Below are 12,611 nucleotides of genomic sequence, written 5' to 3'. Positions count from 1 at the left end.
GTCATCGGTTCATGACAGTTCTGGCCTTGGCGATCGGCCACGCCGAATTCACCGCCAGCACAGTGGCCGCCGGTGTCGGTGCGTCCGACATCCGGCGCATTCCCGTTCCGGCACAGGCGAAGTGGGATGCCTGCCGCGATCTCCTGCTCGAGGTCGCCGGTGAGGACGAGATCACCGCGATCGGCATCGCCTACCCGGAGCCGGGCGACCTCTCGGCCGCAACCTTCCAGCGGCCGAAGGCTTCCGGGATCGTCGCGGCGGTGCGCCGGATGTTTCCGGTCGCCATCGTGCAGGTGGCGACGCGTGATCTGTGCCGCCTGCTCGCCGAGCGGACCCTCGGGCCGGTGCCCGGCCCCGAGGCGGTGCTCGCCGGCGCGGGCATCCTCGCGCTCATCGCGGAGGAACGCGCCCCCCGCGCTCCGGCCCGCCCAGCCGCCTTCCACACCGACCCCCGCGCCGCACTCCGTCCGAGCCGCCGCGCCCTGGCCTGCGTACACCGCCGCCGTTGACGACTCCCGCGCCCAGCCACGACTTCCGCCACCGACCACAACTTTCCTGGCCAGTCACGACGTCCGCGCCCACTCACGACTCCCGCCGCCAGTCACAACTCCCGCCGCCGGCCACAACTCCCGCCGCCGGCCACAACTTCTGCCGCCCGATGACGACTCCGTGGCCGGTGAGGATTGGGGTGGGCGGCAGCGGGTAGAGGGCTAGCATGCGAGTCCTTGTGACCGGGTGGCCCAGTTTCGTGCACGGCGAAGCGACTGCCGGGGATGTGGTGAGCATGCGGCGGGTGTGCGATGTCCTCGCGTCCGCCGGCATACCGCACGACTCGGCGTGGAGCCCCGCGTTCCGCCCGGACGCGTTGCATCTGGACGACGCCGATTCCCGGCGGTACTCACACCTCGTGTTCGTGTGCGGACCTGCCCACGGCGAACAGGTGCGGCAATTGCACGAGCGGTACGCGACCTGCCGGCGCATCGCGGTCGGCGTCTCGGTCCTCGACCCACGGGACGCGTCGGTGACCGGATTCCACCGCGTTCTCCCCCGCGACGATCCGCAGACCGCGCACCCCGACCTGGCCGTGGCGGCGGGCATGACCACGGTGCCCGTCGTCGGGGTGGTGCTGGCCCCGGGCCAGTCCGAATACGGTGCCGCGCGCCGTCACCAGTCGGTCCATCGGGCGTTGGAAGACTGGCTGAGCGAGCTGGACTGCGCCCGCCTGGCGATCGATACCCGCCTCGCTTCCGACGATTGGCGGCAGTGCGCGACACCCGATCAGCTCGCCTCGATATTCGCCCGGCTGGACGCGGTGATCACCACGCGCCTGCACGGCCTGGTCTTCGGATTGCGTGCCGGTGTCCCGGTGCTCGCGGCGGATCCCGTCGCCGGTGGCGGCAAGGTCACCGCGCAGGCGCGGGCGCTGGACTGGCCCGCGCTGGTCTCCGCCGACGAGACCCTCGATCGGGAACAACTCGACCGCTGGTGGCGGTGGTGCCTGTCCCCCGCGGGACGAGAACGTGCCGGGCGCCGCGAGTTCGTCACCACCGAGCCGCTGGCCGGGAAGCTACTCGACGAATTGCTCACGCGTCGGTGAAGGTCGCGCCGATCTCGATCATCTGCGCCACCGCGTGCGCCGGGTCCACCAACCCTTCCGGCGTGTGCAGGCCCGCCGCGACGGGTTCCCCGCGCAGACCCAGCAATCGTTCGGCGCCGAGCGCGACACCGAGTGCGGTCAGCGGACGCTGCCCGCCCGGATGGAAGAGGTAGCGGCTACGGGTGAGCGGAGTTCCAGCGGGACCTACTCCCGCCAGATCGATGCGGGTCTCGAGCGAAGGGGCCGCGCCGCGCCGCCGACCGGCGGATTCACCGACGGCGAAGTCGAAGCGGACATCCGGTGCGCCCGTCGCCAACGCCAAGCTCGTCACGTCGAGGATGGGGATGCTCCGGCCCGGCAGCGCGGTGCCGTCGATTCTGACCACCTCCGCCTCCGCCTGCTCCTCGGGCAGCCAGGTGAAGATCCCGTCGCGGCGGATCAGTCCGGCCGAGGTCGCCGCCATCAACCGCTCCAGATCGGCGACCGCCGCGGGTCCACCGGCGTCGGTCTCGTCCAGCACCGCGCCGATTCGGATGGCATCGATCCGGTCGAAGTCGCGGGCGAAGTGCAGTGTCGCAAGCACGACGAGACCGGCCAGATAGTGACTGGCCAGCAGAATCGGGGCCGCGCCCGGCCGCTGGGCCCCCGCGACCACCTCCGGTCCGATATCCACCAGACCGCTGGAGATGCCGAGATACGGCACGGCATGGCGCTGCGCGTAACCCAAGCCGTGCAGGTGCGAATCCCACACGGCCGCAACCACCGCCGAGTGGCCGGGCCCGGCGGGCAGGCCGAGGTCGCTACGCCGCAAGTCGATGGTCACCGCGGTGGCGTTGCCGAGTTCGTCGGCCACCCGTGCGGCGCGCTCCGCATTCCGGCCGGCGATGGTCAGCGGCAACCGCGGATGCCATCGCCGCAGCAGTGCCGCCGCGCCACCTCCTGCTTGGCCGGAACCACCCATGATCAGCACCGATTTCGATTGTCCCACTGGTGAAGTCCTCTCCCGCCGATAAGCTACATTTTGTAGCCTACACTTTGTAGCTATACTCGACCGCAAACGCAAGGAGGATCGTGAAGACGTCACCGGCTCGCCTGTCCAAGCAGGCGCGGCGAGAGCAGTTGCTCGATACGGCCATGTCGGTGGTGCGCGCCCACGGGGCCGACCGGTTGACTCTGCCGACTCTCGCCGAGGCCGCCGGGGTGAGCCGGCCGATCGTGTACGACCACTTCGACACCCGCCCCGGCCTGTTGCTCGCGCTGTACCGCCGCCTCGACGAACGCCACCGCGCCGCGACCGAACAGGCCCTGCGGAGCGCCGCACCGAGGCCGAGCGAGATAGCGCGCGTCATGAGCGCCGCGTACTTCGCCTGCGCCACCGACATGCCGGAGTTCAACGCCATTTCCGCCGCGCTGAAAGGAGATCCGGAGATGGAGGCGATCCAGCACGAACTACTCGACGGCTACACGGACGTGATGGCCGCCGCACTGGCGCCACATTCCGATCTCACCCTCGGGGCGCTGCGGCTGCGGTGCATCGGCGTACTCGGCGCGGCCGAAGCGATCGCCACGGAACTGAACCACGGCCGGACGAGTGCCGCCGAGGCAACGGCCGCACTCGCCGACCTCATCGTCGGCAGCACCACCGACGCCCCGAAACCGGGCTCCGCACAGCACAATTAGACGGCCGCTACTATCGTGGCCGTGTCACCCCCAGATAACCAGCGTCACGGTTCCACGTCGGACTGGTCTACATATCCGAACATCCGCACGGTTCTGGCGGTCACGCACAATACGACGGCGGCGTCCCGGCTCTTCGACACGCTCGACCTGCTCGCCGCGGATCCACGGATTCGCATCAATTTCTCCTGCCCGGGATCGTCGCATTTCGACAGGGACCTCGAGTCGTTTCTCACCGAGCGCGGAGTGGTTGCAGTACCGTGGCATCGGGCAGTGGCAACAGATTTCGATCTGGCGATATCGGCGAGCTACGGCGGCGAATTGCATCGTCTGCGAGCGCCATTGGTTGTTCTGCCGCACGGCGCGGGTTACAATAAAATCCTGCTCAAACCTCAAACCTCAAACCTCAAACCTCAAACCTCAAACCTCAAACCTCAAAAGCGTGTTCGGGTTATCTCCCGAATGGCTGCTGCACGATGGGCAAGTCTTCCCCTCCGTGATCGTGCTGTCGCACAATGAGCAGCTCGAGCGATTACGGGTGTCATGTCCGGCCGCCGTGCCGAAAGCACTTGTCGCTGGTGACATCTGTTTCGATCGCCTGCGAGCAAGCACGCCGCTGCGGCCGAGTTATCGCCGTCGTTACGGGCTCGGCGACGGGCAGCGCCTGATCGTCGTGTCGACGACGTGGGGCGAGGATTCACTGCTCGGCACCGACTCGGACCTGCCACGCAAGCTCGCCGCGGCGCTACCGGTGGACGAATATCGGATAGTCCTGGCATTGCATCCGAATATCCGTTCGCTGCATTCACGATGGCAGGTAGCGGAGTATCTGGCGGGCGCCGCGCGGGCCGGCGTCGACGTTCTGGACAGTGTGCGGGATTGGCGCACGGCGGTAGTCGCCGCCGACCTGGTAATCGGTGACCACGGGTCCATTTCTTTCTATGCCGCAGCATTGGGAATTCCGGTCCTGCTGGCCGCCGCGCCGATACACGCGGTCGACCCCACATCTCCGGTCGCGTTGTTATTGCGCACCGCGCCGAAACTCGATATCGCGACGAATACCCGACAGCAAATCGAGCATGCGATCGCCTCGCACAATCCACCGGAATATGCCGACCTGGCCGCGCTCGCGACGTCCCGACCCGGCGACGGCGCGGCAACACTCCGCGCCGCGGTCTATCGCACGCTGCGCCTGCCCGAACCCTCCGAACCCGCGGAAATCTCGACTCTCCCGCTTCCCGCACATCCCCTCACCGGCCCGAATGCCCATGTGGTGCACGTCGACATCGATGCCGATCGGGCTGCGACGATCACCCGCTTCCCCGCCGAACGCCTCCACACCGGCTTGTCCAACGGCTGGGGCACGCATCTGTCGGTCGAAGTGTCCGAAACGCGCGCCCAGTGGCTGTACTCCGCGGACGTCCTGATCGGGGAAGCGGGCGCGAATACCGAGCGATGGATCGCCGAATCGTTGGCCGGGCTACCCGGTTGCGCGCTGGCCACGGCGCCGACACTCTACGGCGACTGGTTGGTCGGTGACAGGACGTCGTTGCTGCGTGTGACTGCTTCCGATCCCGCGCATCGCTTGTTCGTGTCCGTGGCGTACCAGCTCATATGCCAGGGACGAACACTCGGCGAATTGACAGGCAAATGGGAGATCCACTGCGCCACAAACACTTTCGTCGTCACCGTGACAGACGCAACATGACGGTCACTCCGCCGACGCGACATCGATCTGCTCCTGCACCACCGCGGCGATGGAACGGAACGCGAGATCCGAGTAGATCGAGTGCCCTGCCCGGTAGCGTTCCACCGCTGTCGCCCGGTCCCCCGCCGCGAGCGCGCAATCACCCAGGGCAACAAGGATTTCCGCCTCGTCGAACCTGCGCCGTCGGTGCCGCATCACGGAGAGGGCCGACTTCAGCAGCTCCTCGGCCACGCTGACGGTGCCGCCTTGCTCGAGCAGTTTTCGTCCGCGCCAGGCCAGGATCTTCGCGGCATTGTCGGGCTCCGGTGATGCCGCCGCGGCGAAGAAGTCGTGGGCGTCCGCGAGCAGAGTCAGTGCCAGGCTCGGTTCCTCCACCTTCGCCCGGTGGAACGCCGCCAAGGCAAGTCTGCGACCATCGCCGATCCCTCGGGCGAGTTCGTAGCTGTGCCGCAAGGTGTCTCGCGCCGCCTCGACAGACCCGCCGACCAGCTGTGCGAGCCCGAGCCCTTCCAGTGCGGACGCCTCCAACTGCGCGGCGAGGCGGGATGGCGGCAACCTGCGCGCGGCCTGGACACCTCGCTCGAACGACGCCACCGCCTGCGGCGCCGCACGCCGCCAGTAGTGCACGAAACCCGCCTGCGTGTGCAGGAAGCTCGCCGCCTCCGCCAGGTCCGACCGCTCCGCCGCGGTGATGCCGTGCGCATTGACCGCGAGCATCGCATCGAGGCGTTTGTCCTGCTCCTGGAACGGCCACAGCAAGACGGACCACCGCGCGACCAGCGCGTCACGACCGGCGCCCAGCGCGTACTCCGCCGCGGTCACGAGATTGTCGTGTTCACGTCGCAGCCACTCGCGCGCGCCGTCGGCATCGGTGAACTCACCGGTGCCCGGCCCGGGAAACCGTACGGCCGGAAACAGCAGATTCCGCCACGGCCGGTTGGGCGCGAGCAGAGTGTCCGCGGCTTTCAGGCCACGGTCGTAGTAGTCGATCAGGCGTTCTTCCCGGCGGTCACGCTCGCTGTCGGCGAGCCCGCGAGCATGCACGCGGACCAGATCGTTGATCTCGTAACCGCCAGCGCGTTCGGTGACCAGATGCAGGTTCGCCAGTTCGATTGCGCACCAGTCGACTTCGTCGGCCGGGAGGTTCAGCGCCGCGGCCAGGGCCGCCGACGACAACGTTCCGGCATGCGAACGCAGGCCGAGGGCTCGATAGCATTCCCGGGCGGTTTCCGACAGGGAGGTGTAGGCGGCGTCGAAGATCTCCGGCAACGACAGCGCTGTCGACCGGCGCCGGTCGCTACTCAGCAGATCGGCGAACGAGCCGATCCGTCGCGCGGGGTGTTGCGCGATCAGGCTCCCCACCACGCACAGCGCGAACGGCATGTTGGCGCAGAGCACGAGGATTCGCCCCGCGGCCTCCGGCTCCGCGGCGACCCGCTCCGGCCCCACGATCCGGCCCAGCAATTCACGCGCCTCGTCGCCGGGCAACGGATCCAGCTCGAACACGCGTCCTCCCCGGCTCAGGTCGGCGGCGGAGTTCCGTCCGGTCACCACGATCAGCGACCCGCCGTCCGCCGGCTCGAGCCACGACACCTGAGCCGCCGTGGCGGCGCCGTCCAGGACGACCAGCATGCGCCGCCCGCGAGTCAGTGTGAGGTAGTGCCCGTGTCGCGCTTCCGGGAGATCCGGCAGGTCCTCACGCCGAACGCCCAGTGCCACAAGACTGTTGGCGAGCAGATCGGGAATCGATGTGGCGTCCGAGAGACGATGGAAAAGCTGTCCGCCGTGATAGCCCTCGGAGAGACGATGCATCAACTCCGTCACCACGGCGGTCTTGCCCACACCCGGCAATCCCTTGATGACGACCGTCGCATTCCCCACCGACCCGGCAGCGTGCTCCTCGACCGCGGCCAGAACCGCATGACGATCCACGAAATTGCCGTTACGCGGCGGGATCTGCCTCGGTACGTCCACCACACACCTCCCCTGCGCCGCACGCAGCCTACCCGAGCCATCCGGCCACCGGAATGCCAACGCGCGACACCGAATGATGTTCCGCGCCACCAGCGCACCCGCGAATCACGCACGGGACCGGTCCCGTGCGACAGACCCCATCATCGGCTCGTGACGTCGGAACAGACGTCTCGATCGATCGCCAACGAGAGGACACCGCCATGACCACATTTCGTTCCGCCGCGGCCCTGACCCTGGCCGGGCTCGCGACCTGGTCCGCCCTGCACGCGGGCGCCGCGGCCGCACAGGGACCCGCACTGGCCGACCCGATTTCGCTGACCGCCGTCGCGGCAGGACCGGACGGCCGCGCGGCCACCCCGGTGGCGTCCGGTTCCGCGGAGCGTTTCCAGAAGCCGGATCCCGGCCCGTACCCGAGCATGGAGGAATGCGAGAGGGCGCGGGCCCGCTACTACGACCCGTCCCAGTTGGAGTGCGTTCCGGTGCGGTAATCGGTCCAAAGTTGGTCGGGATGACAGGATTTGAACCTGCGACCCTCCGCTCCCAAAGCGGATGCGCTACCAAGCTGCGCTACATCCCGTTACAGGCCGGCAACTCGCTGGGACTCCCCACTGCGGGGGCCGGCAGACGGCCGCTGCCAGAGCGGGCGACGGGAATCGAACCCGCACCATCAGCTTGGAAGGCTGAGGTTCTACCATTGAACTACGCCCGCACGCATACGACACCCTGGGATCGCCACGATGTCGTCTGCGCCTAGGACTGTACCGAATCCCCGATCCCGAACGCCAATCGCCGCGACTGCCCGCGTTCGCCCGGAACGAAATTTTCGTCACAGCGCCGTGAGTCGGGCACCCGTTCGGCGCGCCGGGGCCGACACGCGTAACACGCCGCTCACGACACGCAGGCGAAGCTGTAACACTCCTGCCTGATCAGCGATGACATGGACGGTCGCCATTCGCGAGATATCGGAACAGGTTGTAAAACACCATTTTTCGGTGTCGAGTGGCTTGCTAGGATCCTTTTTGCCGGACGGGGGTATCTGGAAAGGGGGCGGTGAGCGTGCATCGAGTTAGGTGTACCGGACCGCAAGGTAGTGAGCACGATCCGGAGGGCGTGACCGGTCGGGGTACCGGCGCAGACGGCGTTCGCGTGAGGTGAGCATCGATGCCCGCCGATCTCGAGACGCAGGCCAAAGCGGCCACCACCCGGGACTGGGTCCGTGCTGTCTACAGCAGCAGCGGCCTGACCGTATCGCCCGAACATCTGGAACGGGTTTTCGCCGGCATCATCGACGAACTGATGGATCTGGCGCGCTCGGAACCGTTCCCGGTTCCGGCCGCGCGAGCCATCGGCCGCCGACTGGGCGAGGCGCCGTTCGATCGCACCCGCATGCTGGCCCCGGCCACCCGCGCGCTGCTGGGCTTCGCGCCCGGTGACCCGGGTTCGCTGGTGTCCACGCGCTGGCCGTTCGTCGCCAGCCATGCCATCGACGCGTACGCGGAGGCGCTCCAGCAGCGCGCCCTGGCCCAGCAGGAACGCAATCTGACCGAGGCGGTATCGGTGCGGGTGCAGGAGATCGCCGCCCTGCAGCACCGGCTCCGGCACGAGGCCACCCACGACGCCCTCACCGACCTCGCCAACCGGTCGCTGCTGCAGGAGCGCGTGCGGCTGATGGCCACCGACCGCTCCCGCGGCGTCGGCCTGCTGCTGATCGATCTGGACGATTTCAAGCAGATCAACGACGGTTACGGCCATTCCGTCGGCGACGAGGTGCTGGTGGAGATCTCCCGCCGACTCCGCGCGACCTGCCCGCGCGACACGGTGGTCTGCCGGTACGGCGGCGACGAATTCGTGCTGGCGCTCCCGGCCCGCCGCAATACCCTGGGCGAGCTGGCCATGCGCATCCTCGCCGCGCTACAGGACCCGGTGCCGACCGCGTGTGGCCCGGTGCCGGTGTCGGCGAGCGTGGGCACGGCCTACTGCCCGCCGGGCCGGTCGTGTGATTTCTCCGACCTGCTGCGCAGTGCCGACCGCGCGATGTACTCGGCGAAAACGGCCGGCAAACGCCGGTTCGCGCTGTCGGAAATGGACGACGAGGAGCCCGAACCCGACAGCTACGCGCCCGCGCGGCTCGGCTACGACACGGCCGTCGCGGGCTGATCGGCGACCGGTCGCGGCCTGGGCGCCCGCGTACCCTGGTGCATGTGGCAACCCTCTTTGTCCTCCTGGTTCTCGTTCTGGTGGTGTTTCTGGCCGTGTCATTTTTCGGACGTTCCGCACAGCGCAACCGGCAGGCCACCGAGCTGGCCGACGCCAAGGCCGATGCCCGCCGGCTCATCGAGCGGCTCGGCGGGCAGGTCTACAACCTCGTCGGCAACGACGAGGCATCCAAGCAGGCCCTGGCCGACGCCGGTGAACGGCTCAACGCGGCCGGTTCCCAGATCGACCAGGCGAACACCGTCACGCAGGCCCGGCTGGCGAAGGAGACCGCGGTCGAGGGCCTGTACTACGTGCGCGCGGCCCGCACGGCGATGAACCTGGACCCGGGCCCGCCGGTGCCGGAGCTGGACGGGCAGCGGTCGGCCGGGCGGGTCACCGAGGACCGGACGGTCGACTTCGAGGGTCGGCAGATCGAGGCGTCACCGTCGCCCTCCCCGCAGACGCCGAACTACTACCCCGGCGGCCGCGTCGCCGGGCGCCCGGTCCCGGCCGGGTGGTACTCGGAGCCGTGGTGGAAGACCGCGCTGGTCGCGGGCGCCTGGGGCATCGGCTCGGTGCTGTTGTTCGATGCCCTGTTCAGCGGCATGTCCGGGGTCGCCTACGGCGCTTCCGGCTTCGAGGGCGGTTACGGCGAGGGCTACGACGCCGGATTCGCGGCCGGGCAGGATTCGGGCGATCAGGGGGCTATCGACCAGGGCGGCGTCGACCAGGGCGGCGACCAGGGCTTCGCGGACCAAGGCGGGTCCGGCGGCTGGGACGGCGGCGGATTCGACGGCGGCGGCTGGGATGGTGGCGGGTTCGACGGCGGCGGGTTAGACGGGGGCTTCTGAGCCCGGCGACGACCCGCGCGGACCGTTGCGGTGCCCTGCATCAGGGTTGCGGAAGGTCCTTTCGCCGATCAGCCGATGGCTCGGAGTCACTCGGGCTGACAAGTAGGGCACCAGAACAGGTTTCGGCCCTCGAGTACCGCGTGCAGCACGGTGGATCCGCAGACGCGGCATGGTTCGCCGGCGCGGCGGTAGACGTAGGTGCGGGGCTTGCCCTCGGCGTATGACGGTGCGCCACGGTCGTGTTCGCGCCGCACGACGACGATCTTCCCGCGCCGCACACCGACCCGCATGAGGTCGACCAGGTCGGTCCACAGCTCGTCCCATTCGAGCGCGGTAAGGTCGCGTCCCCGGCGCTGCGGCGAGATGCCGTGGCGGAACAGCAGTTCCGCCCGGTAGACGTTGCCCACACCGGCGACCACGGTCTGGTCCATGAGCAGTGCGCCCAGTGTGCGGGTGGAGCGGCGGATGCGCTGCCAGGCGCGGTCCGGATCGGCGTTGCGGCGCAAGGGGTCCGGGCCCAGCCGGGCGGTGAGCGCGGCCACCTCCGGTTCGTGCAGCACTTCACACGCGGTGGGGCCGCGCAGTTCGGTTCCGTACAGCGATCCGTTCGAGCGACCCGCGCCGATCATGCGCATCCGGACCTGCCCGACCGGATCGCCCAGTGGCACGGTCGATTCCGTGAACGTCCCGTAGAGCCCGAGATGAACGTGCACGACGAGCCCCGAATCATAGTGGTGCAGCAGGTGTTTGCCCCACGCCTCGGCGCGCACCAGCGTCCTGCCGTCGACCAGCGCCGCGCCCTCGGCGAACCGGCCCTGCGGGCTCGACACCCGCACCACTCCCCCGGCGAAATGCTTGTGATGCAGCTTCGCCAAGCGATGCAGCGTATGCCCCTCAGGCACGGCTCAGCTCTGCAGCGCGGGGGCCTCGCCGGTCTTCTCGTACTCGGCCAGGATGTCGATGCGGCGCTGGTGGCGCTCCTCGTTCGACCAGGGGGCGGCCAAGAAGGCGTCGACGATGGCGAGGGCGTCCTCGGTGCTGTGCATCCGGCCGCCGATGCCCATCAGCTGAGCGTTGTTGTGCTCGCGGGCCAGGCGCGCGGTCTCGATGCTCCACGCCAGGGCGCAGCGGGCGCCGGGCACCTTGTTGGCGGCGATCTGCTCGCCGTTGCCGCTGCCGCCGATCACGATGCCGAGGCTGCCGGGATCGGCCACGACGCGGCGGGCGGCGTCGATGCAGAACGCCGGGTAGTCGTCGGCGGCGTCGTACACGTGCGCTCCGCTGTCGAAGACCTCGTGACCGGCCCGCTGCAGGTGGTCCTTCACGTGGTTCTTCAGCTCGAAGCCGGCATGGTCGGCACCCAGATATACGCGCATGGCTGCGATTGTGTCAGGCGCTCGAGAGGCGGTGTGCCCGGGGCCGACGCGGTGTGCCGGGAGCGCGGCGGGCGGTTACTGCCTAAGGTTCAGCTCATGCAGTTCGACGACAGCACGTCGCCCCCGACAGCACACCCGGGGCAGCAGCCCGACGCCGTAACCGGGCGGAATCCCATTGCCGCGCTGGCCGGTTGGGATCCGCGGGTGGGTCCGCCGGGCTGGGCGCCGCAGACGCCGTACTCCCCGCCGCCGCCCCGGGTGGTGCAGCACACGCGCGGGTTGTCGCCGTACGGCATGCCGGCCCGGCACAGCTGGGAGATTCCGCTGCTGGTGATCGTCATCGTGGTCACGAGCCTCGGATATCTGCTCAGCATGGTGCTGCTGCTGGTCGGGGAGATCAACGACTACATGCTGCTGTTGCTGGGGGCGCCGATCCTGCTGTACCTCGGGCGTGGTCTGAACTACGCGACGCAGCGGGTGAACGCGGTCAGGATGTCGCCCACCCAGTTTCCCGAGGGCTACCGCATGGTGGTCGAGGCCGCACAGCGCTTCGGCATGGCCACGGTGCCGGACGCGTATGTGATCACGGGCAACGGGCAGATCAACGCGTTCGCGTCCGGGCACGGGTTCCGCCGCTACGTCGTGGTCTACAGCGACCTGTTCGAGGTGGGCGGCCAGGCCCGCGACCCCGACGCGCTGGCGTTCATCATCGGGCACGAGGTCGGGCACATCGCCGCCGGTCACGTCTCGTACTGGCGGCAGCTGGGCATGTTCCTGGTGCCGTTCCTGCCGATCCTGGGCAATTCGCTGATCCGTAGCCAGGAGTACACCGCGGACAATCACGGATACTGCAACCGGCATGTCGGCGCGCCCGGCGCGATGCGGACGCTGGCGGCGGGCAAATGGCTCAACCCCCTGGTCGGATTCGACGAGATGGCCGACCGGGCCGGACAGGAGAGGGGCTTCTTCGTCTGGGTCGCCAACGCCATGTCCTCGCACCCCGTGCTGACCTGGCGCATGTGGGCCCTGCGCGACCGCAGCCGCCACGGCAAACTGTTCTGGCGACCGAGCGCACCACTCCTCCCGCCCAATCCCGCCCTCCCCCAAGGCTTCCCGCCACCCGGCGGCCCAGGATACCCACCGGCCGGCCCGAACACCCCGCCAACCGGAACCTACTACTCCGTCCCCGGCCAACCCTTCCCGTCAACCGGACAGAACTACCCCGGAACCGG

At 68.9% G+C, this 12,611-nt stretch carries 11 protein-coding genes, 2 tRNA genes and 1 pseudogene; 8 read left to right on the top strand and 6 right to left on the bottom strand.

The annotated features are described in order from the left end of the window. Positions 1–11: 11 nt before the first annotated feature. Positions 12–509 (top strand): hypothetical protein, encoded by a 498-nt coding sequence (locus tag ACFMRZ_RS30590; RefSeq protein WP_400181730.1) that lies wholly within the window; start codon positions 12–14, stop codon positions 507–509. Positions 510–715: 206 nt separating this feature from the next. Continuing rightward, positions 716–1,597 carry a polysaccharide pyruvyl transferase family protein gene (locus ACFMRZ_RS30585; protein ID WP_400181729.1) on the top strand — a complete coding sequence of 294 codons (882 nt, stop codon included), beginning with the start codon at positions 716–718 and terminating at the stop codon, positions 1,595–1,597. Here the strand turns inward: ACFMRZ_RS30585 and ACFMRZ_RS30580 are convergent. Then, positions 1,584–2,585, bottom strand: coding sequence for a saccharopine dehydrogenase (locus ACFMRZ_RS30580; protein ID WP_400181728.1), 1,002 nt, complete (start codon positions 2,583–2,585; stop codon positions 1,584–1,586). The two genes, ACFMRZ_RS30585 and ACFMRZ_RS30580, sit on opposite strands and share 14 nt — an antisense overlap. A gap of 83 nt (positions 2,586–2,668) precedes the next feature. Here ACFMRZ_RS30580 and ACFMRZ_RS30575 point away from each other — a divergent pair, with 83 nt between their 5' ends. Continuing rightward, a complete protein-coding gene (locus ACFMRZ_RS30575; protein WP_400181727.1) occupies positions 2,669–3,277 on the top strand; it encodes a TetR/AcrR family transcriptional regulator in 609 nt (202 codons plus the stop codon). Positions 3,278–3,524: 247 nt separating this feature from the next. Next, the gene (locus tag ACFMRZ_RS30570; protein WP_400181726.1) at positions 3,525–4,982 is read left to right on the top strand and encodes a hypothetical protein; all 1,458 of its coding nucleotides are present in this window, start codon (positions 3,525–3,527) and stop codon (positions 4,980–4,982) included. Positions 4,983–4,985: 3 nt separating this feature from the next. Here the strand turns inward: ACFMRZ_RS30570 and ACFMRZ_RS30565 are convergent, their stop codons facing one another. After that, positions 4,986–6,956 (bottom strand): NB-ARC domain-containing protein, encoded by a 1,971-nt coding sequence (locus tag ACFMRZ_RS30565; protein WP_400181725.1) that lies wholly within the window; start codon positions 6,954–6,956, stop codon positions 4,986–4,988. Positions 6,957–7,156: 200 nt separating this feature from the next. Between ACFMRZ_RS30565 and ACFMRZ_RS30560 the strand changes: the two genes are divergently transcribed. Beyond that, entirely contained in the window at positions 7,157–7,444 is a 288-nt protein-coding gene (locus ACFMRZ_RS30560) for a hypothetical protein (RefSeq protein WP_400181724.1), read from the top strand. Positions 7,445–7,456: 12 nt separating this feature from the next. Here the strand turns inward: ACFMRZ_RS30560 and ACFMRZ_RS30555 are convergent. Together ACFMRZ_RS30555 and ACFMRZ_RS30550 are read right to left on the bottom strand one after the other, a co-directional pair. Beyond that, positions 7,457–7,533, bottom strand: a tRNA-Pro gene (locus ACFMRZ_RS30555). Positions 7,534–7,594: 61 nt separating this feature from the next. Next, positions 7,595–7,665: transfer RNA gene (locus ACFMRZ_RS30550), tRNA-Gly, on the bottom strand. A gap of 452 nt (positions 7,666–8,117) precedes the next feature. On the opposite strand from ACFMRZ_RS30550, the gene ACFMRZ_RS30545 reads away from it, so the two are divergent. Then, positions 8,118–9,113, top strand: a complete 996-nt coding sequence (locus ACFMRZ_RS30545; protein WP_400181723.1) for a diguanylate cyclase domain-containing protein — start codon at positions 8,118–8,120, stop codon at positions 9,111–9,113. Positions 9,114–9,157: 44 nt separating this feature from the next. Beyond that, complete coding sequence (locus tag ACFMRZ_RS30540) at positions 9,158–10,003, top strand: DUF1542 domain-containing protein (protein WP_400181722.1); 846 nt, start codon at positions 9,158–9,160, stop codon at positions 10,001–10,003. 86 nt (positions 10,004–10,089) lie between these two features. Here the strand turns inward: ACFMRZ_RS30540 and ACFMRZ_RS30535 are convergent, their stop codons facing one another. Together ACFMRZ_RS30535 and ACFMRZ_RS30530 are read right to left on the bottom strand one after the other, a co-directional pair. Continuing rightward, positions 10,090–10,905, bottom strand: a complete 816-nt coding sequence (locus ACFMRZ_RS30535) for an Fpg/Nei family DNA glycosylase (protein ID WP_400181721.1) — start codon at positions 10,903–10,905, stop codon at positions 10,090–10,092. A gap of 3 nt (positions 10,906–10,908) precedes the next feature. After that, positions 10,909–11,379, bottom strand: coding sequence for a ribose-5-phosphate isomerase (locus ACFMRZ_RS30530; protein ID WP_280361217.1), 471 nt, complete (start codon positions 11,377–11,379; stop codon positions 10,909–10,911). A gap of 96 nt (positions 11,380–11,475) precedes the next feature. Between ACFMRZ_RS30530 and ACFMRZ_RS30525 the strand changes: the two are divergent. Then, a pseudogene (locus ACFMRZ_RS30525) lies at positions 11,476–12,510 on the top strand (M48 family metallopeptidase); the annotation flags it as partial. Between the last annotated feature and the right edge of the window lie 101 nt (positions 12,511–12,611).

Origin of the sequence: Nocardia sp. N2S4-5, assembly GCF_044628355.1 — a bacterium.
Lineage (GTDB): Bacteria > Actinomycetota > Actinomycetes > Mycobacteriales > Mycobacteriaceae > Nocardia > Nocardia wallacei_B.
Note: the sequence above shows the minus strand (reverse complement) of the source record. Positions and strands in the feature narration are given on the sequence as shown.

Bases quoted from the DNA above. Each gene is read 5' to 3' on its own strand.
- ACFMRZ_RS30560 (WP_400181724.1), top strand. From the start codon at position 7,157: ATGACCACATTTCGTTCCGCCGCGGCCCTGACCCTGGCCGGGCTCGCG.
- ACFMRZ_RS30545 (WP_400181723.1), top strand. From the start codon at position 8,118: ATGCCCGCCGATCTCGAGACGCAGGCCAAAGCGGCCACCACCCGGGAC.
- ACFMRZ_RS30530 (WP_280361217.1), bottom strand. From the start codon at position 11,379: ATGCGCGTATATCTGGGTGCCGACCATGCCGGCTTCGAGCTGAAGAAC.
- ACFMRZ_RS30590 (WP_400181730.1), top strand. From the start codon at position 12: ATGACAGTTCTGGCCTTGGCGATCGGCCACGCCGAATTCACCGCCAGC.
- ACFMRZ_RS30585 (WP_400181729.1), top strand. From the start codon at position 716: ATGCGAGTCCTTGTGACCGGGTGGCCCAGTTTCGTGCACGGCGAAGCG.